A 23,097-nucleotide genomic window follows, 5' to 3' on the forward strand; every position below is an offset into this window, starting at 1 on the left:
CCCGTTCGTATAAGGTCAGCCAGAAAATATTTCTGGTTGACCATTTTTTATATGGTTTTATTAAAACGGTAGCCGTGGCAAAACGTACCTGCTCGTGGGATAAACCCCGTCAACTAAACTGTTTGCCCCTGCTTGTAGAAACATGATTAGGCTGGTTGGGACGTAGATCTCATATAACTAGCGAAGCTGTGACACTACAAGGAGAAATAGGGTAACCGGCAATCCACTAGATTAGGAGGAGATTCAGAATTTATATAAATACGCTTGTTTGCTACCGAATTTGATTAAATTCTTCAAGATGTAAAACCAAAAATACTTTATGTTTACTAAATGAGAGTAGAAGATTTATCTTCATTTAATATGGCTTAATGGAAATAGGGTGCATGATTTACACTGATTTTGGATATGTTTCGGAAACTTGAATGTATAAAAGCGAGTCTAAGATGCCATCATCAATCTTTAGTTTATACTCCCAGTTTGACTGAATCTGCTGGGACGAATCTTTTTAATTCGCCAACAATTTTTCTTCATTTGACCCAAGCTTGATCGTGTATTCAGTCGGTATCCATAAGCCTGTATTCTCATTTCTTCCTTGGAGAACATATTTCGGGTTGTTTTTGCCCATACGTTCTGCAGCTGTTTTCGAAAGCTTGCCGATATCACCTGTTTTGAGGCGGTTGATAATTAAACCTAGTTTCAAACTCTTAATTGTCAGCATTTCATAATCTGTACTGCTGTCTCCAGCTACGAATATCGGACCGTATCCCCCCCGCGTTTTGGAGATGGCGTGTTCGATCACTTCCACCTTACCTTCTCGAGCAGTGATCGGCCAATTGTCTTCATATTCTGCTTGAGTAATTCCTTCCTTCTTTTTTAATCTCATCCCAAAGACATTTTCCTTTGGAAGGTTGTAGCCGTATTTTGGATTTGACGAAAATACCTCCACCACCTCTTCCATCGAAGCCGAAATAACATAAACGTCAATCCCATTCTCCATAAAAGTATGCATTAAGTTTGCGATTTCCGAGGCCAGACGCAGTCCTGTTGTATAGGTAACTTCAACTGTACCGGCTTTTCCTAACATGGACACAGGACTTATAAGCGTCACCGATGCCATTCCCGCCCCTAAGTTATAATCATTTGAAGCCTCTGCAAGCTGCTGAACTTCTTCGGTCGACATGTTCGCAAATAAATAAAGCACCCATGGATATCCGATTTCAACACCGTATGTTTCCCCAATGGCTTCATACAGAAAGTACATTTTCGCTTTAAAATCTTTAAATCGATCAGTTGAATGTAGCGTTTCTAACCGCTCTTTTCCATTCATCCCATTATAGTTGGAATAAAGAAATTCGTAATCGCGTTTCAGATCCTCGGCGATTTGCTTGAGAGTGACTGCATCTCCCTGAAGGTTTTTAAACTCGTGTGAAAAGGGTCCATTCGGCACATTCTTTTTGATCACTTCATAAAACTCTTCCGGTTGCATGTTATATGCCAAGTGATCAATTTGATAAAGAAAGAGGGCCTCCTCCGTATCATTCATGATGCTCGTATGATCCCAATCAAAAACAACATAAGGTTTTCGTTTTGGATCGTATGCTGTACTTCCAGCACCATGCTTATCAATTAGGTTTTTAACAGACTTATAGGTGTCAGGAGCCCATTTTCCTTTATCCAACACTTGAATACAGTTGCCCTCCCTTTTTTGCTCAGTCGAAACTGCATTTCCGCTTGCAGCCGCTCCTAAGGAAGCAGACAAAAACAAGCAAATAATAATCATGCCAAATAGAGCCTTTAATTTGGTTCTATTATTCATATTATCCCCCCCTGAAAAATGCAAAAGACGCCTGCCCAATAGCTCGTTATTAGCTATTGAAACAGGCGCCATTGCCGATTGATTCTTTTATGCGTAAATATTATCAATAATTTCCAGAATAGTCAAATATTTATTTGTAATTCTTAACATTTTCTATAAAATCCTCTCTAATAAGTCCCCTACCTTCTCTGCCATTTCCTCCGGTGGATAAGGCATGCCATTTTTTAACCACCATTCCACTACACCTACATAAGCATTTGCCACAAATTCGACAACTACATCTTCACTTTGACCAAAATTTTTTCCTTTTGTTATATCCACGTCTTTTTTGAACTCTTCGATATTATGCTGAACAAACCGGCTGCGAAAGTACGGAGCTCCCTCACTTGCCAACATCGTCGAAAAAAATAAATAATTACGTTCAAGATATTCCATGCAGTGTACAGTCGATTCAATCCAATCCATTTCAGCTTCCGATTCACAAAGGTTAACCATGTTATTGATATGTTCTTCTATGATTTTATCCAACAGATCAAATTTATCCAAGTAATGGAGATAAACAGTTGCACGGTTAATATTTGCCCTGTCAGAAATATCCTGAATGGTCATGCTATCAAAATTTTTTTCAGACATCAATTCAAGAAATGCTTTCTTAATTGCTTCTTGAGTTCTTACAATTCTTCTATCCACTTTTGCCATATTAACACCATTCTTTCCTTGAGATAGTCAACAATTTTTATTGATTTGTTGTTTAAACAACAAAACTGATTAAATTAACGATTTATATGCCTTGTTTTGTTTAAATTTATATTTTAAATTATAGACAGATGTCGAGAAAACATCAATTGTAGTTTTATTTTACATGAAAGGATGAAACGAAATGACAATTGAAAACAAAGTGGTTGTAATTACAGGCGCAAGTTCAGGTATTGGGGAAGCAACAGCTAAGCTGTTAGCTGAAAAAGGTGCAAAAGTTGTACTTGGCGCAAGACGTGAAGAGCGTTTAGCGAAATTAGCTGAAGAAATTAGATCGAACGGTGGTCAAGTGGCTTATCGCGTCACAGATGTCGTTAACCCAGATGATAGTCAGCAGCTTGTTCAACTAGCTAAAGACACTTTTGGCGGTGTTGATGTAATCTTCTTGAACGCTGGACTAATGCCTAATTCACCACTTTCCGAATTAAAAACTGACGAGTGGAATAGCATGGTTGACGTTAATATTAAAGGTGTATTGAATGGTATTGCAGCAGTATTGCCAACATTTACTTCGCAAAAGTCTGGACATGTCATCACTACGTCATCAGTAGCTGGGCTTAAAGCATACCCAGGCGGTGCTGTTTATGGAGCAACAAAATGGGCTGTTCGTGATTTAATGGAAGTTTTGCGTATGGAATCTGCCCAAGAAGGTACTAACATCCGCACAGCAACTATTTATCCAGCAGCGATCAACACGGAATTGCTGGATACGATTACTGATAAGAATATTTCAGAAGGTATGACTGCGCTGTACGAACAATATGGTATTACACCTGATAGAGTTGCCAATATTGTGGCATTCGCTATTGATCAGCCAGAAGATACGAACATTAATGAGTTTACAATTGGACCAACAAGTCAACCTTGGTAATAATAAAAGGAAGATAAAACTAAGAGCTATTCATTTTCTGAAATTTAGGCTGTCGAGAAGATCTTGACAGCCTTTCAATTTCTTCTCGGGATGTTTACAGGCTTTAACTGGAGAAATCTCCTCTCTCAAAATTATTATCCGAAAAATGGAGGAATTAATATGTCAAAGGATACGAAAGTTGCACTTGTCACAGGCGGAAATAGAGGAATTGGATATGAATTGGTCAAACAATTAGCTTTGATAGGTTTTAAGGTTATTTTGTCAAGTCGGGATCCGGAGATGGGTCATAAAGCGATACAACAACTTAGGGAGTCAAATCTGGACGTTTCGTTTGTGTCGATAGATGTCAATAATCAAGAAAGCATCCATCAAGCTGCGGTAGCAATAAATGAGAAGTATGGAAGATTAGACGTATTGATTAATAATGCTGGCGTGTATCTGGATGAGAATAAACGATTATTGAATATGGATCCATCAATTTTAGAGAATACAATGGCAACCAATTTCTTTGGAGTTTACCATATGATCCGTTCCTTTATTCCCCTCATGGAAAAACAAGGCTATGGGAGAATCATCAATGTTTCCTCAGAATATGGGGCAATGAGCGAAATATCATATCCAGGAGTAGGGGCTTATAAAATGTCCAAATTTGCCCTGAATGGATTGACACAATTAATAGCTGTAGAAATCAAATCTGATATCAAAATAAATGCGGTCGACCCGGGATGGGTAAGTACAGATATGGGGGGACCATCTGCTCCAAGAACTCCTGAGCAAGCTGCTGAATCTATCCTTTGGTTAGCTACTACTGGAGCTGAAGGACCTAACGGGGGATTCTTCAAAGATGGAAAACGAATCGATTGGTAGCAATACTTCATGAGCAAATTATTTGGTGTTAAAGCTGGTTCGATGAAACCATCTTTTGCAATTGTTATTGCTTTAGAACCAATTAAAGAAAAAATCCGGTTTTCCTTTGCCTAACTAGGATAACCGGATTTTTCTATAATTTGATGAAGAAATATCCCTAAACTAAACTGTCCCGTTCGTGCCATATGAAAAAGGCTGCCTCAGCAACCTGCCTTATTGAAGTAAAGCACCTTAGTTGAAGTATTTTGCGAGTATTATTTCATAGACTGTAGATATGCTGGTTTATTAACTTTCAATCGAGATTTTTTTCATAAATCGTTTTTAATTTATCTTCCGTAGCTGTTCCCTCTACTGGTGTATAGATACTGCATCTTAGGTCCATGTCCCCCTGGACTTGGAGAGAAGTTAAATTAAACAGCATCTTACCGGCTTTGGCATGTCTAAATTCAATCATCATTTCTGGAGCTTTACTCACTTGACTTTCTTGCCATAAAGATTGAAATTCCGGATGAGAATCACTCATTTCTTTAATAAATAGGTTATACCACTCATCACCTAAGTAGTGACCATAATAGGCACGAAAAATGGAAAGAAATCCTTTAACAAAATGCTCCCAATTCACAGCTAATGATTTTAATTCTTTTCTTGTAAATAATAGATGGATCAAATTTCTTTGGTCATCAGGAAGTTGTTCAAAATCTAGAAATACGTGAGCGGCAGCATTGTTCCAGCCTACAATATGACAATGTCGATCTGTAATGATAGTAGGGCAATACGTTAACTCCGCTAAAATTCTTTCCAAAGAAGGACTAAGTTTTGGCTGATCCTTCTTTCGATGAATAATGGATGATTTCACTTCTAAAGCTAAATCATATAGATACTCTCGTTCATCATTATTTAATTGCAGAGCTGTAGATATGCAATCCAATACGCTTGTAGAGACCTTTATATCCCGACCTTGCTCTAGCCACGTATACCAAGTAGTACTAACTCCCGCCAAATGTGCAACTTCTTCTCTTCGTAAGCCAGGTGTTCTTCTCCGTGTACCAGCAGGTATACCTATAGATTCAGGCTTAATTTGGGATCGCTTCGTTTTCAAAAATGTAGACAAAGCTTCAAGTCTGGTTTTATCATTCATTTCTAAACCCTCCATCATAACCATTTAACCGGGTAGTTATTATACCAGGATAAACGCTCACTTGTAATAGGATAACCCTGAAGTATAATACGAGTATACTATTCATTTGGGGTGATGAAAAATGGAAAGAGTCGTTATTACCGGAATGGGAGTAGTCTCTCCTATTGGAAACAACGTAGAAAAATTTTGGAGAAATCTGACTGAAGGTAAGTCAGGCATTTCCTCTATTGATACATTTGATGTGAGCAACCATAAAGCAAAAATTGCTGGAATTATTCGTGATTTTAATGCAGATGATACTTTAGGAAAAAATGAAGCCCGACGTCTAGATCGCTTTTCCCAATTTGCTTTGGCTGCTGCTGAACAAGCTTGGACTGATTCTAAATTAGATATTGATGATATCAATCTAGAAAGACTTGGCGTATATGTTGGTTCGGGGATAGGAGGAATTGAAACATTGATTGAAAATGTGGATACTCTTCGAGAGAAAGGTCCAAGAAGAGTCAGTCCAACCCTGGTACCAGCCATGATTTCTAATGCTGCCGCAGCCCAAATTAGTATCAAATGGAACGCAATGGGACCTACTATGTCACCTGTTTCTGCTTGTGCAATCGGAAATACCGCTATTGGTGAAGCATTCAGGCTTATTCGCTTTGGAGAAGCTGATGCCGTTTTTGCTGGAGGAGCAGAGGCAGCTATTACAGATTTATCACTAGCTAGTTTTGGTAATGCTACAGCATTATCAACGAGAAACGATAATCCAGCTAAAGCTAGCCGTCCTTTTGATGTAAATCGAGATGGATTTGTCATGTCGGAAGGAGCAGGAATTTTAATCTTGGAATCTTTATCTCACGCTTTACGCAGAGATGCAAAGATTTATGCTGAAGTCATAGGGTATGGTGCAAGTTCTGATGCCTATCATATGGTAGCTACACACCCAGAAGGAAAAGGAGCCTACCTTGCAATGAAAATGGCTTTGAAAAACGCAAATGTTTCTCCAGAAGAGATTGATGTTATTAGCGCACATGCAACAAGTACAGAAGTGGGAGATCTATCTGAGACACTAGCGATTAAAAAGCTATTTGAATCAAAAGCTTATCAAATCCCAATAACAGCTAATAAATCTATGCTAGGTCATATGTTAGGAGCAGCTGGAGGCGTGGAAGCAATTGCTTTGGCAAAAAGTTTAAAGGAAGGAATTATTCCTCCAACCATCAACTTAGAAAAGCCTGATTCATTATGTGATTTAGATTATGTACCAGGTGTTGCTCGGAAAGTGAAAATAAGTACTGGTCTATCCAATTCATTTGGTTTTGGAGGTCATAATGCAGCTATCGTTTTAAAAAAGTACGAGTGAATTAACTTTCACTCGTATTTTTATTAAAGTCCTCAATAGTACCTTTAGTTAGCGCATTGGGACTTTTTCTTCGATTAAGGTTTTTTTCTTATTCAGAAAGCCATATTTTTTAAATATTTTTAGCTATACTAACTAATTTAGTAAACAAAACAGTTAGAATTCCTTGTCCACAAGTTTTCTGAAGTAAAACATATTAATACTCTTATTGGTATTGCACCACAAGCAATAATTTTTCATTATCTTTTATCATCCATATAAACAAGGCTACATTTTTCTTCGATTAAGAAAATGACAAAAAAAGATTTAGTGCCAATGACTAGATTCTCTTTTTAATATCTTCTCTTAATGATTCAATGAGAGTACCTGATAAGTTTGCAGGAAGAGATGAACCATCCTCAAAAACCCATGCATTAATTATTTCAAGATCTTCTTTTTTTAAAGTAATGCTATAATCTTTATCATTGTGAGTAAAGTCAGCTGTAACCGATTCTTCACCATTAAACTCGTCATCAATAATCATATTTTTTATTTCATATGGCTTCACGATGTAATCTCCTTTTTAACATTCTTGTCTATAGAATTAGCCTTATATGATTGTTTATTCATTTTTTTCATGCCAAACCAAAAAACGAAGGGCTATTTTCAGAAGATGAAAGAATGTCAATTCCATTAACTTTGTGGTTATCATAGTTGAACATTCATATTTTTCTCCATCACTTCTTCATTTTCCTTCATGATCTTCACCTAATCCTTTATCACAATCGGCTAGATATGACTTCGTTTTTAGTGAACTGTTCCGGGAAAGGAGAACGGAGATTTTAGTCTGATGGATAAAACTTTTCCAAATATAGGAGGATTAAGGGGGAATCGGAGCGCAATAGGAAGCAAGTGCACTATTAAATGTTCTCTTCCTGGCTTATAAAAACAACAATAAAACAAGCGTTACTTACTGATCAAAGTAAGTAACGCTTGTTTACTAATTCTTACTCAAGAACTGATTAGTGCGCCTTTTTTTATTTTATAACATACCCTAATTATTTTTAGGATTCCCCATCCCCATTATCAAAAAATGAATCAAATCCCCCATCAAATTCCTCTGTTGCTTCTTCAAACATCTCCTCCATATCAAAACCTTCCATCATCTCAGTGAATAACATAGTCCCTAAAACACCCACTGCTAATCCACCAACCATTCCAGGTATAGCGTTTCCCATTTCGGAAGAGCGACCATGAGTATGGTTTGCGGAATAAGAGAACGGCCGTGTAAAAGCATGAGGCTGTTCAATAGCTTCCGATATATAATTTCCAAGTAGCTTATGAAGATCGTCTTCTTGCTCAAGAACTTCTTGATTTAAAAGAAACTCTCGTTTCGCTTCAATTTCCTTGTAACCGCTTTTACAGTCAACCTCCATCCAGACCCGGATACCTGATTCTTCATTGGCAAACCGCATTTCCACTTCATTTACTTGTCCCATGAATTGTTGAGTGGGAAAGAAAGCAAATTCCTGTCCATATTGATCGAGTTTACCTGAGTCAGCTGTCTCGCGAAATCCTAATTGAGCCATTGCATTAAAAATGGATGTGATGGATTCCTGGGATTGGATGACTAGCCGGTCTACATCTTTGCGGTCGACCCCGCCCTCAATATCAAGATGTGTATCCAGATAGTATGAGACAGTTCCCCTTGAAATAGGTAAATTCGCAGGTAGGACGTAATGAAAAGGAATGACCTTACGTTCTTTGGGCTGAATACAATCTCGATTAATTAATGGTATATGTGCAACTTCCTTAGTAACGCTTCCTTGGTTTAATACCACATTCATCATCAGCCGGACAGTCACTTGATTGATTTTCTGTTCCACCTCACCGCCTTGAATGACTATCTGCCCTTGAATGCTTTCTCCAGCTTGATAATTATGATTGTCACATTGTAAATCTACAGTTGCAGCTCCTTTTCCAAAGCTGGCTAAGATTTTTTTAAACATACGTCCTCTTCCCTTCGTCAAACCTATATTAGAATTTATATGTATAATGGGGCGTAATTAGAAAGAACAGGAAATCCATTTGTTTTTTATGAGATTTCTAAATTATCCCTGATAGTATTACGTCAAAAAATGAAAATAGTTTCAAATAATTTGCCGCAGTAAGTGATCTTCCTTTGATAATGGAGTTCGTCGTCTTTTATGATGCTGTTGATGGATTATTAAATTTATATAGGGGGAAATCCAGCAACAAAACGGCAAAGTAAAGAAAGAGCCAGTTCAATTTTCTCTCTAAAAAAAATGCCAGGAGCTAATAATCCTCCGTCCTGGCATTTTTTTTGTTTAGAAAATACTTTAAAAATAACAGTTCGTCTTTATTATGATATATCCATTTCCCGGAACATTATTAGCCATTAAACTAATTTATCCTCGCTGGTAAAACAAATCTATTCCACCCCTCTTAAATGCATGCGCTTACATTCAAATCCGGATAAACACGTCTCTCTTTCACAACAGATCCGTTCATTATTACCTTACTGGGCTAAAGGTATATTTCTATCTAAAATATATAGAAATAACCGACTTCACGTTATTAAGGGATATTAGGACCATATTATAGTTTCTCGATTAAGGATTGCAATTCCTCTTGAAGGTTTCCTTTTGAAAAAGCAGAGTGCAGAATTTCATGAACAGTATTTAAGGATATTTGTAGTTTTTCTTCACCTAATGTAGTTAACCGTGTGTAAATACCTCTTCGATCATCTTCGCATATTTGCCTTTGTAATACGCCGCAGCTTTTTGCTTCAAGCCTGACTACCAGCCTGGATATAGCACTTTGACTTAATCCTACCATCTCTTGTAATTGTTGTAGCCTCAATTGTTTTTCGCTTGTTTTGGATAAAAAGTAAAGAACGTAAAACTCTTTTAATGAAAGGTTATGATTTTTTTGCAAAGCACTTTCCAGCTCATTCGTAATGCCCATTTGAATATTTGTAATCGAGAGCCAATTATCTAAATACTTCTTTTCTTGGTTGTTTTTCATGCACATTCCACCCTGTTCCATCCTATATAATTAAAATTTGGCACTTTAATTGATTATCATAAGGCATATAAATTGTTCTAAGATACTCCATAAAAAATAATTTTACCAAATCCATAATGTAATGGTTAAACTTATTTTAAAAAAAAGTGCGTGCCATCCGTATGTTATATGGTTATTTTAGACGAGTTTCTTCTTTTTGTCTAAAATTGAGCTAATCCATAAAAAAAGCAGTCAAAATGACTGCTTTTTTCTTTAACCCATTGTAACTGAACAGGACCCTATTTCATTTCCACCCCAGTTAAGTGAAAGCTGGTCCTGATCTGAAAGAGGACCGACGCCACTTGGAGTACCGGTATAAATTATATCTCCTTTTCCAAGCCCAAAATGCTCTGCTGTAAATTCTATAATGGTTTGCAAATCAAAAAGTAAGTCTTTAATATTCCCGACCTGTACACGCTCTCCATTTTTAAAAAGGGAAAAATCTAATTGTTCACATGCTTCAACACCTGGAAACGAAATAAAATCACTAACAACTGCCGAATTTTTGAATCCTTTAGCCAAAAGCCAAGGATGCTGTTTTTGTTTTAACTGTGATTGAACATCTCTAAGTGTCAGATCCAACCCAATGGCCATGGAGTCTACTATTTCATCTACTTTCATTCCTGGTTCAAACTGTTTTGCGATATGTATGACAAGTTCAGTTTCAAAGTGAACGGAACCCTGATTACTCGGCAAAGTAATTGACTGACCGTGTGCCTCCACGAGCGAATGAGTCGGTTTTGAAAATAAAAAAGGGGAAGTTGGTATTTCATTATTCAATTCTTTTGCATGCAAGGCATAGTTTCGACCTACACAATAGATATTTTTAATGTCTTTCATCATAAAAACCACTCTTTTCTCTTAAGAAATAAATATTTAAATGATAGTGGAACAATTTGAAAACCTTACTCATGACATAAGAAGAAGCCCTCCGATTTAAGTACATTTTATATTTTTCTGACTTTTTATACAATGATTAATATAATTCCATGTTGAAACGACGTTAGGGCGGTCCAGATTTTAACTTGCGGATAAAATACGAAGTCTTAATGCGCTATGATTGGTGAAGAAGAATTCATACACATAATTATTTTTTATTTTGACAAAAAAAGAGCCAACTTCTAAACATGATTCTATTCAGCGAGATCAGCATCCTCATCACCTCAAGTTTTAATACTTCTATTTTAAAACAAAAATGACTCCTGGCAAAAGTGTTCTATCTAAAAGGCAAGACAAAGTTAATTGGAGCGGGTGTACGAGACTCCTGCTTAGAAAAGCGCGTCTAGGGGAGACCCCGCAGGCGAAAGCCGAGGGCCGACCGCCCGCGGAAAGCGAGTGCCCTACATTCCAATCAACGTCCAATTGTACAAGCCATAAAAATAGACAAACTCGATTTTCATCGAGTTTGTCTACAGTCTGAGCCAACAAAAATTGTTGGCTCCTTGATTTAAAAAGTAGAAGCTAGATCTTTTGAACGTGCTATAGCATTTTCTTTAATTTCTTGTGCTTTATCAGGCATTGCTGCATGCCCTTCAACGAATAAACCTTCAAAGGAAGGCACTCCGAAGAATTGCATAATGATATTTAGATATCGGTGACCCATTTCCAATTCAGCTGCCGGTCCTTCTGAATAAATACCACCGCGAGCTTGAATATGCAAGGCTTTTTTATCAGTTAATAGACCAACGGGGCCTTGTTCGGTGTATTTAAATGATTTACCTGCAACAGCTACGGAATCAATATACGCTTTCAAAACTGGCGGGAATGAAAAATTCCATAAAGGCGATACAAATATATATTTATCGGCAGCTATAAATTGCTCACATAATTCTGAGAGCCGACTAACTTTCGCTTTCTCCTCCGACGAGAGTTCTTCAAAACCCTTTCCAGCTTGAAGTTTCCCCCAACCACTGAAAACATCCACATCAATTTCAGGAATATTTTCTTTATAAAGGTCAATATTCACAATTTCATGGCTAGGATTTACTTCTTTATATGTGTCAATAAATGCTTTTCCAACAGCCATACTGTAAGATTGTTTGTCATCATGAGGATGAGCCGTGATATACAATACCTTTGTCATTCAGTATCTTCCCTTTCTTTTTACATATTTGGACATTCTAGTTTGTCTTGGGAATTCAACCTTTATACAATTACTCGAACTAAAATATCTTTAATTGATGGGTATAAAATTAAATCCGTAAGATAGAAATTCGTTTTCGAGGGTAGTAAGGTATAAATCTTCTTTCATTTTGTGAGAAAGGATATGAATTTTGGATATGATAAAATAAGACAATCTGGTTCACTTTAGGAGGACTAAGTAAATGACGAATTCAATAAAATTTGATCTCCACACTCACCATGAACGCTGTGGACATGCTATCGGCACAATTGAGGATTATGTAAAGCAAGCCATCGAATACGGCTTGCATTATATTGGGATTTCTGACCATTCTCCATACTTTTATAGTGAGGACGACCATCTCTACCCAACTACTGCAATGGCAAAAAGTGAATTAGTTCCTTATATTGAGGAAGTACTTCGCTTAAAAGAGAAATATGCAAGCAAAATTCACGTGTTATTAGGAATGGAAAGTGATTTCTTCCCTGAGCACATTGAAGTCTACCGCGATCAATATCTTTTACACCCTTTTGACTACATAATTGGATCTGTTCATTATGTTCAGGATATTAGCATTTTTAAAAGAGGTCGTTGGGATGGCTTAACCTCTAAAGAACAGTCAAAAGTAAAGGATGAATATTATGAATTAATACAGAAATCGGCTAAAAGCGGAGTGTTCCAAATCTTAGGCCATATTGATGCAATGAAAGGTTTTTATCCAGCCTTTTCTTCCATTGAGACAGACAGTATTGAAAAAACGCTAAAAATCATTAGTTCTGAAGATATCACCATTGAGATTAATACCTCTGGTAAAACGAAAGATTGTGGTGGGTGGTATCCAGCAGATGACATTTTAGAACGAGCTCTTTTCTATGATGTGAAGGTAACCTTTGGATCGGATTCGCATACACCGGAACGTATTGGCGATGAATTTGAACTAGTTAAAAAAAGACTAAAGGAGATCGGCTTTTCTGAGTGGGCTTACTTTGTTAAAAAGGAAAGGATTCTCACTCCACTTTAACCTTTCAATGAGAACAGGTCCGATCATTAGAGCTTCCTGTAACCACATGTGGAATGAACTTTTTCATCCTTTTGCTGCTAAGAAGGCCGAAGACCAAAATCCCTCAACTGATCAATGAAACGGTACCATTTTTTTTTATGGGCATAAAATAATCATTATGCATCCTGTCATAAAAATCATCACGATTGCTTACACGTTTTTCTCCGTTCATTTCAATGAATTCCAGTCATCACCATATTTTTTTGCATAAAATAAAAGTATTTAGGGAATTAATAACTAACCATTCGTTTATCTTATAAAAAGGAGTTGATTTTGGGATGATTGATAACCCATTGCATAAAGAGAATGACGAAACCCTTGTAGAGTCAGTTGAAGGTGGTATCAACTCTTCAATAGGGCGATCCGAAGCCCCTCCAAAAGCCCAGTCAAAAGATCCTGAATTCGATCTTTTTGGCACAGTATTAAATGGGTATCTTTAATTTATACTTCCTTATTGAATAAACCTTATTTCAAGACCTAAAACATTATAAATTCCTAAAAAGAAAAGCACATATTAGTCACGCATAATATGTGCTTTCCTTTTATTAAATTCAAGCGCCCTTTTCGTTAATGATATTCCTTTTGCTCTTCATTGTTCTTCTGGAATTAACACTTCTCCAATTTTATCAATTGAGTTAACTATCGACATTTTTGAAACTGCCTGTCCCTTTATTAACATTAAGAAAAAAGGCTGCATCAGCAACCTTCCATGTAAGCCCTCTCATTCATGAAATAGCAGAAGCTGGTCCGTTTTAGCTTAGTTCGCCTCGTTAACCGGCTGTTGTACTTGTACCTCTTCCCCTATTTCAATGGATAGTAAATCCCCCCCTACTAACACAGTTCCTTCATATGTTTTTTTAGTTCTTTCGAGCAAATCAGCTTTTTCTTCTGTTAATCCTCCCAATAATACTATATGTGAGTACACGGCAAGTTTTGGTTGTATTTGGCAAAAGACTTTACCTGCTTCCTCCGGTGTAGTGTGAAGATCAAGTATATTGGCGATTGATTCTGATTCATTATCAGGTTTTGCCGCTGCAACCTCATGAATCACCACATCAGCACCTTTGGCAAATTTTATAAGATTTTCATTATAGCGGGTGTCGCCTGAGATAACTACTGAATGTCCTTTGTAATTAACCCGATAACCGAAAGCAGGCTCTATTGATTTATGGTCAACCTTGAAGGCTATTACTTCAATTCCCTTTTTGTTATAGACAATACCCTCCTTGATATCATTTGCGACAATACTTGCTCCTTCAACGTTCCCATTTCCAGAGTCATCCCTTGCATCCAAATCGGCTTTAAATGCTTTATTCATATGTACCATCATTTTCTCGGTTCCCTTAGGTCCCCAAATCTTAAATGCTTGCTCTCTTTTTCCTCCTGTTGGTAAGGAACCTGTAAGCCATACGTCCGGTATGCCGATTGTATGATCCGAATGCAGATGCGTAAGGAATAACTTATCAACACTTCCTGGTAACATATTCGCTTTATATAATTGTAAAGCGGTTCCGCGTCCAGCATCAAAGAGGAGTTTTTCATTACCAACTTCTACAAGAGTAGCTGGACCGGAGCGGGATGTACTTAAAAGTGGAGAACCTGTACCTAATAGGGTTACTTTAAAATCGGTTTGCTGGACCGCTGTTTGGCCAAATGAAGGAAGAAATAATGATAATGATAGAATTATGGTCACTACCAACAAAAAACCAAACGAAGTATTTCTTATTCTTTTCTTCATAACAAAAACCTCCTGTCAGATTATTTGACTGTACACAAGGAAAAACCAGTTGTTTCGAATATAAAACCTCGTTTCAAAAAAAAACAAATACACAAAATAAATATTACAATATTTATAATATTCAGTCAATGATAACCGAAAGAATATCGTGTATTGGGAAAGAAGCGGAAATAATCTTAGTGAATTATTGGATGAATCGTTCATACTAAATAAAAAATAACTGTTCAAGAAGGAGTTTATATGCCAAAAGAAAAAAATAATCCAGCTCAGCCAAAAAGTCATGTTAGTCGATTAAACGACGTGATGGAAGTGGATACAGATGTCAATGAAGATCCTAATCGGGAAAAATTATTGGACGAATCCGTTGATGCTTTTCTAAAATCGAAAGAAGGACAGGGATTTTAGGGGCAAAATTGTGGTCGCTATTGACTTGTTTTAAGACGTTATTATATTTTTTTCACGTTAAATGGGCCCCTCATGAGCTATTGAGCGGCCCGTTTTATACATTATCCTTGGAACATAACGCTGGATTATAATGATTTAATGCACAAAACTCCCCATTAGTTGAAAATGACGATACAATGTTAGTGGAATAATTATATTAGGTAAAAAGGAGGTCGTTTCCATGAATATTTTAATTTTGGGTGCAACTGGACGAGTTGGGGGTCAATTAGTTATTTATGGTCTGCAAGACAATCATCATGTTACGGTTTTAGTTCGCACTCCAGAGAAGATTGCTATAAACAATGCCAATTTAACCATCATTCAAGGTAATGTTTTAAATAAAGATGATATCGTACGCGCCATGCATGGAATTGATGTAGTGATTAGTGCACTTAATACTGATGGGACAACGACTTTATCAGCAAGTATGCCACTAATTATCGAAGCTATGGAAAACGAAGGTATACAACGAATTATCACCATTGGAACGGCAGGTATCCTCCAAAGTAGAACAATCCCAAATTCTTTGCGTTATCAGACAAGTGAATCAAAGCAGAAGTCTACCCGTGCAGCGAAAGAACATCATGAAGTTTTCGATTTGCTTAAACAATCAACACTTCAATGGACAATTGTCTGTCCTACGTATTTGCCGGATGGAAAAAGAGTTGGTATATATCGTATAGAAGGCGACTTTTTGCCGGAGGATGGGGTTGAAATATCCGTTCCGGATACAGCAGAATTTGCATTTAGTCAAATAAAAAGTAACGATTATTTAAAAGCACGTGTAGGCATCGCATACTAAAAATTCAAATATGCATTAATCCGCTTCGAAGTTAAATCGTATAGAAAGCCGGTTCATTTTTCTTCGTCAATGAACACAGTCAGGTGAACCATTGCCAGGAATATTTTCCGGTTTTTTTGGGGCGAAGATTTTGCCTGTACCTTGTACATGACCATCTATTCCTTTGTGCTATATTCCCTTTCCAAATATAGCCACATTCTGCCGGTCAGGAGCAAATGCTTTCCCGTTCCATTTCAATACGGTCTGTACAAATCCCAGTGAGTCGGCATTGTACCTCCCTGCGATCCTCTGATACGCTTCGAGCTCATATATGCCATCTCTATTGAAATCAACCGGATATAAACCAGATAAAGGATTGACCCATCCTTCAATCGGCGCCTTCAATATACCATCCTTGTTATAAATTTCAGATAAATATTCCTGATCCTTATAAGTCAGGTCAAGAATGTACCTTTCTTTTAGGTAATGACTGTTCACCTTCACTTTGTATTGGTTTTGATAATTAACATCGTATTGATAGGATTCATTGAATGAATCTGAATTAAAAATGGTCATGAGTTGACCGTTAAGGTAGGAAAAAACATACGCATAAATGGAACCCCCGCTTCCTCCTGTATCAATGACCACTAATATGTCATCCCCCTCATTACCTGTAAAATCACCAAGAAAAAGGGTCGGATTATATCCTGCGTCATTTTTCATGGGAACTTGTTCATATTGATTAGTCCTCCCATTATGGATAACCAAGGTTATATTCCTCCAAAAGGGACTATCAGGGGTTTTGTTAGCGGTAAGAAAAACATTGTCCTTTATCCCGTCCCCATCAATATCTCCCTGCTTTGAGGTCACTATGACTGTTCTGTTTGAGTTCATTTGTCTTGAAAGATCGGTTTGGAGGTTCAATTGCATGACTAGCAGTTCCTGTTTGGAAGGATAAGGATTCTGAAACGACAAGGCGTTATCTATCGTTTTCAGTGCTTCATTTGTTAATCCGGCCCTACTTTGGGTCTCAGCCAAACAGTACCAATAATAAGGATGATTCGTTTCTTGTATTTTTGTGTAATAGTAATGAATCTCATTTCTGATGTCATACATATCCAACTTCATCCCACCTGCCTCTTTATTTTCCATATAGAATTATATGCAGGAATTTTGTGAGTAGCCTTGAGTGCATAGCTATGTCCTTTTCAAATATAGCGCCATAATTATCAATGATTTCGGGCATAATACCTTTTTATTAACATATTCGCTTGCATATATTTATGTAATTTGCTATTATAACTGACGAACGTTCGTTAAATTATGAGGTGATATTATTGAAAAGTAATGAAATTAAGGAAGCCGCTCTAAAATATTTCACGATTCATGGTTATGAAGGAGCTTCGCTTTCTCAAATAGCTGAAGAAGTCGGCATGAAAAAGCAATCCATTTACGCTCATTTTAAAGGCAAGGATGATCTTTTCCTGCAAGTTTTACGTGATGCGAAAGAGACGGAGCTATCGTCGAAGCTCCAATATTTCCGTAAAGTTGATTCAAAAAATCCTGAAAAAGATTTATACGGATTCCTTCAATTGGTCATCGACCTTTTCCAAAAAAATGAGCATATAAAGTTTTGGCTGCGTATGTCCTTTTTTCCTCCAGCGCATCTTGAAAAAGAAATCGGGCAGGAAGTGATCGATATCGAGGAAAAGGTGCAGGCGATCCTGGAATGTAAATTCCATGATTGGATCAATGCCAAATTAATCGTCGAAGATGAAGCCATAACGCCGACCTATGCATTCTTGGGAGTCGTGGATTCCATTTTGCTTGAGCTTGTATACGGCAATGATGAGAAACGGCTGAATGATAAATTATCAGCCTCCTGGAAAGTGTTTTGGAGGGGTATTTCGCAAAAATGATTCACAAAGAAAGTGGTGTTAAAACATGAATAAACCAATTAAAGATCAAAAGGCGGTATTAATTATTCTTCTAAGCAATATATTCATTGCTTTTCTGGGAATAGGACTCATCATCCCCGTTATGCCGTCATTTATGAATATCATGCATTTATCCGGAAGCACGATGGGCTATCTGGTTGCCGTATTTGCGGTTTCACAGCTTGTCATGTCTCCTTTCGCAGGTCGTTGGGTTGACCGTTACGGCAGAAAGAAAATCATCATCATCGGCTTATTCCTTTTTGGTGTTTCGGAACTAATCTTCGGTGTAGGGACAAATGTGTCGGTGTTTTATTTATCTAGGATCCTAGGCGGAATCAGTGCCGCCTTTATCATGCCTGGTGTTACTGCATATGTTGCGGACATTACATCCGTTCAAGAAAGGCCAAAAGCAATGGGCTATATTTCAGCCGCCATTAGCTTGGGCTTTATAATAGGACCAGGAATCGGTGGCTTTGTTGCAGAATATGGTATACGCTTGCCCTTCTTCCTTGCGGCGGGCATTGCTTTTATAGCTTGCCTTTCATCAATATTCATTTTAAAAGAACCGATGACAAAGGAACAGCTTGCAAAAGTTTCTGCTAATACAAAGCAAACGAACTTTATCGGCGATTTAAAAAAATCTCTGAATCCGCTTTACTTCATTGCGTTCATCATTGTATTTGTTCTCGCTTTTGGTTTGTCAGCCTATGAAACGGTTTTTAGCCTATTTTCTGATCATAAATTCGGCTTCACGCCGAAGGATATTGCCATTATCATTACAATAAGCTCTATTTTCGGAGTTGTTGTACAGGTATTCATGTTTGGAAAGCTGGTAGATATTCTCGGCGAAAAGAAGCTTATCCAATTATGTTTAATCGTCGGGGCCATTTTTGCGGTAGCATCCACTATGATTTCCAGCTTTTTGGCAGTACTAGTGGTAACTTGCTTCATATTCCTTGCATTTGACCTGCTTCGTCCGGCATTGACGACATTTTTATCAAAAGCTGCCGGAAAAGAACAAGGATTCGTTGCTGGAATGAACTCCACCTATACGAGCTTAGGGAATATCGCCGGGCCATCCATGGGAGGATTGCTTTTTGACGTAAACATCCACTACCCTTATCTTTTCGCTGCTGTCATTATCGTCATTGGCCTTGGCATTACAGTCATTTGGAAAGAAAACCGATTGACAGAAAGCTTAGCGAAATAATGAAAGTCCCGGATTGTTAATCCGTATCTTTCCTTTCTATCTGGCATATTCTCAAACTTGAAAAATGATATTCTACTAAAAACCCCCCTTGTCCATATTTGGGCAGGGGGGTTTTTTAGTAATCCTTTGAGAACGGGATTATTACTCCCATTTTGCTCACGATAACCGCTCCAAATTGATTTTGAATGTATATCGATCAGCCCGGTAGACAGATCTGACAACCGCAAGTGGTTGGTTGGTTTCAAGGGTACTTCTTCGTTCTATCAGCAATACAGGAGAACCTTCAGCTACCCCGAGCATTTCCGCCTCATTTTTTTGAGCGATGGCGGCTTCAATTACCTGTCTGCCATGCTGGATTTTTAAGCCGAACCTTTTTTCAACATAATCATGAATGGCACTTACAGCTATTTCTTCCTTAAGGTCCAGGGCATGATCTTTAGGGATGTATAGCTTTTCATATGCCATCGGCAACCGATCAGCAAGCCTTACACGTTCCAGTTCGAAAATAGCAGTTCCTGCTTCAACCTCAAGATTTGCAGCAAGTTCATGATCTGCCTTGACCTCCGTAAAACTGATAACTCGCGTACTTGGTTTAAGTCCTCTTGAAATCATATCCTCTGTAAAGTTAGTCAGACCTTGCAAGGGCGGCTCCGATTTTTGTTCGGCAACGAAGGTTCCTTTTCCGCGCTGCCTGTATAAATAACCGCCATTCACGAGGTTAGAAATGGCCTGTCTCACCGTCATCCTGCTTATGCCATATTTTTCAGTGTATTCTTTTTCTGAAGGAATCATCTCTCCTGGCACCAATTCAAGACTTTGAATCGCTCCTTTAATCTCCTCTTCAAGTTGATGATAAATGGGACTCGGAGAATTCTTTTGGATCATTCAGCTTACATCTTCCTTTCATCGTGATGTATATTTTTACAAGGCATCCTGATCGGAAACATCTCAAGCTAAAACTTAGGTTCGTTGATTTTATCCATTTTATTAGGCCCACATTTAGGTATCCACATTCCTTTTTGTGAATTTCAGTACCGATTCCCTTGAACGTTCAATTTCGTTTTTATTTTCATTATAGTATTTAGAAACATACGCATAGAAAATAATGCTGACCGTTAGAAATTGGGCAAATAGCGAACTTGTTGCAGCACTTCGGAATTTAGCCTCCGGTGCACGGACATGATTTAGTGACATATCAACTTTTTTAGTTAGTCCATTGTTCCCCAATCGCGATAAACCAATTGTTTTAATGCCATATGCTTTAGCAATATCAACGAGTTCCAGAATTTCTTCAGTTTCGCCACTATTGGATATACAGAAAAAAACGGTATTCTTTGATGATGCAGCAAGTGCAGTGGCCGTAATATGCGGGTCTTGATTGGCACTTACAATCTTTCCTAACCGCAACCATTTCTGTGTAATATCTTCGGCAACGAGCCATGATGCCCCTAAACCATAGACATAAATCACATCTGCACTTCTCATGGTTTCAATGATATTGTCAAGAACGGCCTCATCCAAATAATGTGCCGTTTCTTGAATGGCCTGGACAGAGTTGGACACTATTTTATTTTTGATCGATGCTATTGTTTCATTAGGCTCAATGTCATGGAAACCTTTTTTCTCCGGCTGGGAAATCAGGGATGATAGGGATACCTTCAGTTCTGAAAAACTATTAACTTTTATGGAATGACAGAACCTCGTTACTGCCGAACTGCTTGCGTTGGCATGGTCAGCCAATTCATGTATCGTCATTCTTACTATATCTTTGGGATTTTCTAAAATATATTGTGCAATTTTCTTTTCTGATTTGGGCAATTGGTTCAATAAACTTTCAATTCTCAATATAATATTTTCGCCGTGCATATGATTTACTCTCCTTGATCTACTTACTTTAAATGCTTCATTGCTATGTAGTAACAACCCAAGGTAGCTGATACGTCTTCTAAAACAAATTTCACATTTGGGTTTTCAAGTTTAATATGATTGATGAATGAGCTTTGCACCAATGGAACATTAGACAATATGCTACCTTTTAATGCAATTGTAACATTCTCACACAACTTTAACTTCTTGATAACCTCAAGCGTTTGTTTTGCAAGGTGGTACCCGGCCTGATTCAGAGTATTTTGCGAGAAGCCATCCCCCTTCTCCGCATGTTGGACTATTAGGGGAACAAACGCGGCTATCTCGGATTTCGTGGCAGAATAAATGAATTTCTTCAGTTCCATTACACTAAGATAGCCAAGTTTTTTCAGTATCGACTCGGTTAAATGGCTATATTCATACCCTTCATCCTCTTCTTGCGTCATTCTTATAAAAGCCTGCATGGCGATCCAATAGCCACTTCCTTCATCCCCAAGAATGTGTCCCCATCCACCAGCCGATTTCTCGATTCCTTCATGGATGCCGATACTTACAGATCCCGTTCCGGATATGGTCAAAATGCCATCATTTCCTTTTAGCAAAGCAGCATGAGCGATAATTGCATCATTTACAATGGTGAACGGGGCCTTAAATGCCTTGCTTAATGCACTTTTTATGCCCTGCGGATTTTCAACTCCTCCATACCCGGCTAATCCTAAACAAATGTATAGGCAGCTGCCATCATCAATAGGAGTCATGGTTTGTTCAATTGCCTGTATAATGTTAGCGGTGGCTTGTTTTTCATTAATAAGCAGGTTTCCAAACCCCGCTCTGCCTTCACTAATTTTATTACCATCCATATCATAAGCCACTGCTTCAGTTTTGGTCCCTCCGCCGTCAACACCGATAATATAATTCATGTCATTCTCCTATTCAGTAAAAAAGGAAGGAATATCACCGTTCCTTCCCTGATCCATTAATATTGAATTGGAATTTCCCCCATGGTTCCAAATAATCGAGGAGAAAAATCTCCTCTTCTGCTATTCGGGCAACTACATTCGTTTTCCCCGAATTCTTCATTTCCTTCAATGCAATCTGGAGTTCCCCTTTATATTGTCCATAGAGCTCGTTTTCAATTAATATATCACCGTGTCTAATATCAGGCGTATATGTTGGTTTAAATTCTTCGCTCTTATATTTCACTCTTGATTGAGTCGAGCGAATTAGATAATCGGAAACATCTCCACGGTAAAAATGGAATTCTTCCAATACTATTTTTTTCTCCAAAGCTGTTATGGTTTCGTGAAGGTTAACATTAAATGTTAACAGACCGCTGTTTAACAAGCTAAGCTGTTTCAATTCATCTTCAGATGCGTAAGCATTTGCTATGATTACATCATCAATCAATCCTGTTGCATACAAATGTTTCGCTTGTGTTGTAATCGGTAATTCCCGGTGCATTTCCAAGGTACATAATCCTTCCATTATAGGCCAAGGTCCGTACGTTGCTGCATGTGAGCTTATGAAAGCTGCCGTGCGGATATTATGCTTTTTGAATGACTCACAGCATTTAATGAAATGTGGATAGCTCAATCCTGCATAGCGATGGGGATAGAAGTTGTGCGATCCAACTAAATTTTCTATATTTGGTTTGTAATCCATGATATTTTCTAGATACTTCGTTGCATTACTCATGTTTATTTCAATTTTTAGACCATATGGATTATGTGTCATGATCGACTCTTCGTTGCCTGTAAAACCCATGTCCAGCCTGATTCCATACGCGCCTAATTCTGCAAAGAATGATAAGTCATTATACGAAATGCCTAGTGAACCGAATACTCGGGGAGCAATATCGACCATCACTTCCATATTCAATTGATTGGCATAATGAATCGTTTCTTTAAATTCTTTTAAAATCTTCTCTTTGTCTCCTTCTACAGAAAGCAAGCAAGTAAAGATCTTTTTGAAGCCATATTTGTGTGCAAGTGCAATGTATTCCATGTCTTTTTCAACGGTTGAATGCTCTGGATAGATAGATATACCGAGTTTACCCATTTTCAATCACCTC

At 37.8% G+C, this 23,097-nt stretch carries 23 protein-coding genes; 9 read left to right on the forward strand and 14 right to left on the reverse strand.

Features of this window, described 5'->3' with window-relative positions; genetic code table 11:
• Positions 1 to 505: 505 nt before the first annotated feature.
• Both ACJ9PY_RS15685 and ACJ9PY_RS15690 read right to left on the reverse strand, forming a co-directional pair.
• Entirely contained in the window at positions 506 to 1,816 is a 1,311-nt protein-coding gene (locus tag ACJ9PY_RS15685; protein WP_411738532.1) for a haloacid dehalogenase-like hydrolase, read from the reverse strand.
• A gap of 153 nt (positions 1,817 to 1,969) precedes the next feature.
• Positions 1,970 to 2,515 (reverse strand): TetR-like C-terminal domain-containing protein, encoded by a 546-nt coding sequence (locus ACJ9PY_RS15690; RefSeq protein ID WP_063575850.1) that lies wholly within the window; start codon positions 2,513 to 2,515, stop codon positions 1,970 to 1,972.
• Between the two features lie 181 nt (positions 2,516 to 2,696).
• Here ACJ9PY_RS15690 and ACJ9PY_RS15695 point away from each other — a divergent pair, with 181 nt between their 5' ends.
• Both ACJ9PY_RS15695 and ACJ9PY_RS15700 read left to right on the forward strand, forming a co-directional pair.
• Positions 2,697 to 3,443, forward strand: coding sequence for an SDR family oxidoreductase (locus ACJ9PY_RS15695; protein WP_268564071.1), 747 nt, complete (start codon positions 2,697 to 2,699; stop codon positions 3,441 to 3,443).
• A 159-nt stretch (positions 3,444 to 3,602) separates the two neighbouring features.
• Positions 3,603 to 4,310 carry an SDR family oxidoreductase gene (locus ACJ9PY_RS15700; protein WP_411738533.1) on the forward strand — a complete coding sequence of 236 codons (708 nt, stop codon included), beginning with the start codon at positions 3,603 to 3,605 and terminating at the stop codon, positions 4,308 to 4,310.
• 292 nt (positions 4,311 to 4,602) lie between these two features.
• Here the strand turns inward: ACJ9PY_RS15700 and ACJ9PY_RS15705 are convergent, their stop codons facing one another.
• Complete coding sequence (locus ACJ9PY_RS15705) at positions 4,603 to 5,448, reverse strand: helix-turn-helix transcriptional regulator (protein ID WP_063575847.1); 846 nt, start codon at positions 5,446 to 5,448, stop codon at positions 4,603 to 4,605.
• 121 nt (positions 5,449 to 5,569) lie between these two features.
• Between ACJ9PY_RS15705 and fabF the strand changes: the two genes are divergently transcribed.
• A complete protein-coding gene (gene fabF, locus ACJ9PY_RS15710; RefSeq protein ID WP_098186878.1) occupies positions 5,570 to 6,805 on the forward strand; it encodes a beta-ketoacyl-ACP synthase II in 1,236 nt (411 codons plus the stop codon).
• Positions 6,806 to 7,121: 316 nt separating this feature from the next.
• Here the strand turns inward: fabF and ACJ9PY_RS15715 are convergent, their stop codons facing one another.
• From ACJ9PY_RS15715 to ACJ9PY_RS15735, 5 genes are all read right to left on the reverse strand, one after another.
• A complete protein-coding gene (locus tag ACJ9PY_RS15715) occupies positions 7,122 to 7,349 on the reverse strand; it encodes a hypothetical protein (protein WP_411738534.1) in 228 nt (75 codons plus the stop codon).
• 496 nt (positions 7,350 to 7,845) lie between these two features.
• Positions 7,846 to 8,790, reverse strand: coding sequence for a sporulation protein (locus tag ACJ9PY_RS15720; RefSeq protein ID WP_411738535.1), 945 nt, complete (start codon positions 8,788 to 8,790; stop codon positions 7,846 to 7,848).
• Positions 8,791 to 9,400: 610 nt separating this feature from the next.
• On the reverse strand, positions 9,401 to 9,829 hold the full coding sequence (locus ACJ9PY_RS15725; RefSeq protein WP_034307691.1) for a MarR family winged helix-turn-helix transcriptional regulator: 429 nt from the start codon (positions 9,827 to 9,829) through the stop codon (positions 9,401 to 9,403).
• Positions 9,830 to 10,081: 252 nt separating this feature from the next.
• Entirely contained in the window at positions 10,082 to 10,708 is a 627-nt protein-coding gene (locus ACJ9PY_RS15730; protein ID WP_411740289.1) for a fumarylacetoacetate hydrolase family protein, read from the reverse strand.
• Positions 10,709 to 11,315: 607 nt separating this feature from the next.
• Complete coding sequence (locus ACJ9PY_RS15735) at positions 11,316 to 11,951, reverse strand: FMN-dependent NADH-azoreductase (RefSeq protein WP_063575843.1); 636 nt, start codon at positions 11,949 to 11,951, stop codon at positions 11,316 to 11,318.
• A 241-nt stretch (positions 11,952 to 12,192) separates the two neighbouring features.
• Between ACJ9PY_RS15735 and ACJ9PY_RS15740 the strand changes: the two genes are divergently transcribed.
• Positions 12,193 to 13,011 (forward strand): histidinol-phosphatase, encoded by an 819-nt coding sequence (locus ACJ9PY_RS15740; protein ID WP_369314940.1) that lies wholly within the window; start codon positions 12,193 to 12,195, stop codon positions 13,009 to 13,011.
• A gap of 317 nt (positions 13,012 to 13,328) precedes the next feature.
• The gene (locus ACJ9PY_RS15745) at positions 13,329 to 13,490 is read left to right on the forward strand and encodes a hypothetical protein (RefSeq protein WP_156500289.1); all 162 of its coding nucleotides are present in this window, start codon (positions 13,329 to 13,331) and stop codon (positions 13,488 to 13,490) included.
• Between the two features lie 317 nt (positions 13,491 to 13,807).
• Here the strand turns inward: ACJ9PY_RS15745 and ACJ9PY_RS15750 are convergent, their stop codons facing one another.
• Positions 13,808 to 14,788 carry an MBL fold metallo-hydrolase gene (locus ACJ9PY_RS15750; RefSeq protein WP_411738536.1) on the reverse strand — a complete coding sequence of 327 codons (981 nt, stop codon included), beginning with the start codon at positions 14,786 to 14,788 and terminating at the stop codon, positions 13,808 to 13,810.
• A gap of 240 nt (positions 14,789 to 15,028) precedes the next feature.
• On the opposite strand from ACJ9PY_RS15750, the gene ACJ9PY_RS15755 reads away from it, so the two are divergent.
• Both ACJ9PY_RS15755 and ACJ9PY_RS15760 read left to right on the forward strand, forming a co-directional pair.
• Positions 15,029 to 15,193 carry a hypothetical protein gene (locus ACJ9PY_RS15755; protein WP_411738537.1) on the forward strand — a complete coding sequence of 55 codons (165 nt, stop codon included), beginning with the start codon at positions 15,029 to 15,031 and terminating at the stop codon, positions 15,191 to 15,193.
• A 220-nt stretch (positions 15,194 to 15,413) separates the two neighbouring features.
• A complete protein-coding gene (locus tag ACJ9PY_RS15760; RefSeq protein ID WP_096337489.1) occupies positions 15,414 to 16,034 on the forward strand; it encodes an NAD(P)-dependent oxidoreductase in 621 nt (206 codons plus the stop codon).
• Between the two features lie 168 nt (positions 16,035 to 16,202).
• Here the strand turns inward: ACJ9PY_RS15760 and ACJ9PY_RS15765 are convergent, their stop codons facing one another.
• A complete protein-coding gene (locus tag ACJ9PY_RS15765; protein ID WP_411740290.1) occupies positions 16,203 to 16,943 on the reverse strand; it encodes a VCBS repeat-containing protein in 741 nt (246 codons plus the stop codon).
• A 398-nt stretch (positions 16,944 to 17,341) separates the two neighbouring features.
• On the opposite strand from ACJ9PY_RS15765, the gene ACJ9PY_RS15770 reads away from it, so the two are divergent.
• Both ACJ9PY_RS15770 and ACJ9PY_RS15775 read left to right on the forward strand, forming a co-directional pair.
• Positions 17,342 to 17,932, forward strand: a complete 591-nt coding sequence (locus ACJ9PY_RS15770) for a TetR/AcrR family transcriptional regulator (protein ID WP_308789433.1) — start codon at positions 17,342 to 17,344, stop codon at positions 17,930 to 17,932.
• A gap of 25 nt (positions 17,933 to 17,957) precedes the next feature.
• The gene (locus ACJ9PY_RS15775) at positions 17,958 to 19,160 is read left to right on the forward strand and encodes an MFS transporter (RefSeq protein WP_034307700.1); all 1,203 of its coding nucleotides are present in this window, start codon (positions 17,958 to 17,960) and stop codon (positions 19,158 to 19,160) included.
• Between the two features lie 156 nt (positions 19,161 to 19,316).
• On the opposite strand, the gene ACJ9PY_RS15780 is transcribed toward ACJ9PY_RS15775, so the two are convergent.
• The 4 genes from ACJ9PY_RS15780 to ACJ9PY_RS15795 form a co-directional block, all read right to left on the reverse strand.
• Positions 19,317 to 20,045 carry a GntR family transcriptional regulator gene (locus ACJ9PY_RS15780; RefSeq protein ID WP_411738538.1) on the reverse strand — a complete coding sequence of 243 codons (729 nt, stop codon included), beginning with the start codon at positions 20,043 to 20,045 and terminating at the stop codon, positions 19,317 to 19,319.
• Between the two features lie 114 nt (positions 20,046 to 20,159).
• Entirely contained in the window at positions 20,160 to 21,026 is an 867-nt protein-coding gene (locus ACJ9PY_RS15785) for a MurR/RpiR family transcriptional regulator (RefSeq protein ID WP_054400352.1), read from the reverse strand.
• A 23-nt stretch (positions 21,027 to 21,049) separates the two neighbouring features.
• Positions 21,050 to 21,946: an N-acetylglucosamine kinase gene (locus ACJ9PY_RS15790; protein ID WP_411738539.1), complete on the reverse strand. Its 897-nt coding sequence runs from the start codon at positions 21,944 to 21,946 to the stop codon at positions 21,050 to 21,052.
• A gap of 34 nt (positions 21,947 to 21,980) precedes the next feature.
• Positions 21,981 to 23,084, reverse strand: coding sequence for a DUF871 domain-containing protein (locus ACJ9PY_RS15795; RefSeq protein ID WP_411738540.1), 1,104 nt, complete (start codon positions 23,082 to 23,084; stop codon positions 21,981 to 21,983).
• Positions 23,085 to 23,097: the final 13 nt, after the last annotated feature.

The organism is Peribacillus sp. S4 (assembly GCF_046715815.1).
GTDB lineage: Bacteria > Bacillota > Bacilli > Bacillales > DSM-1321 > Peribacillus > Peribacillus frigoritolerans.